Origin of the sequence: Pseudoalteromonas sp. NZS127 (assembly GCF_015864805.1) — a bacterium.
In the GTDB taxonomy this organism is placed as follows: domain Bacteria; phylum Pseudomonadota; class Gammaproteobacteria; order Enterobacterales; family Alteromonadaceae; genus Pseudoalteromonas; species Pseudoalteromonas nigrifaciens.
In genome coordinates this window covers 1-520 of the sequence record NZ_JADYWN010000087.1, presented here as the reverse complement: position 1 = coordinate 520, position 520 = coordinate 1, and the positions used below count along the sequence as shown (strand labels likewise).

The following is a 520-nucleotide window of genomic DNA, read 5'->3' as shown; positions in this document are numbered from 1 at the left end:
GCTTAGAATATTTAGTTAACTCGCACAGTTTATGTGCCTCGATAGCTCAGTCGGTAGAGCAGAGGATTGAAAATCCTCGTGTCCGTGGTTCGATTCCGCGTCGAGGCACCATTTATTAAAAGTTATCAATCTTTAAAATTGATAAAGTGCCTTAGCACACAGTTTTGTGTGCCGACTTAGCTCAGCTGGTAGAGCAACTGACTTGTAATCAGTAGGTCAACCGTTCGACTCGGTTAGTCGGCACCATTTATAATGTAATTTAGAAAGAAAGCTGTAATCAGTAGTCTGTTCAAGTTACCCGTCGGCTCGGTTAGTCGGCACCATTTATAATGTAATTTGGAAAGAAAGCTGTAATCAGTAGTCTGTTCAAGTTACCCGTCGACTCGGTTAGTCGGCACCATTTATTTACTAAATCAGTTTAGTAAAAAGTTAGCTTAGAATATTTAGTTAACTCGCACAGTTTATGTGCCTCGATAGCTCAGTCGGTAGAGCAGAGGATTGAAAATCCTCGTGTCCGTGG

2 tRNA genes are annotated in these 520 nt (G+C 41.5%); both read left to right on the top strand.

Annotation, left to right across the window (positions count from 1 at the left end):
• The first annotated feature begins 35 nt into the window (after positions 1-35).
• Positions 36-111 (top strand) — tRNA-Phe (locus I6E78_RS18570).
• A gap of 59 nt (positions 112-170) precedes the next feature.
• A tRNA-Thr gene (locus tag I6E78_RS18565) sits at positions 171-246 on the top strand.
• The last annotated feature ends 274 nt before the right edge of the window (positions 247-520 follow it).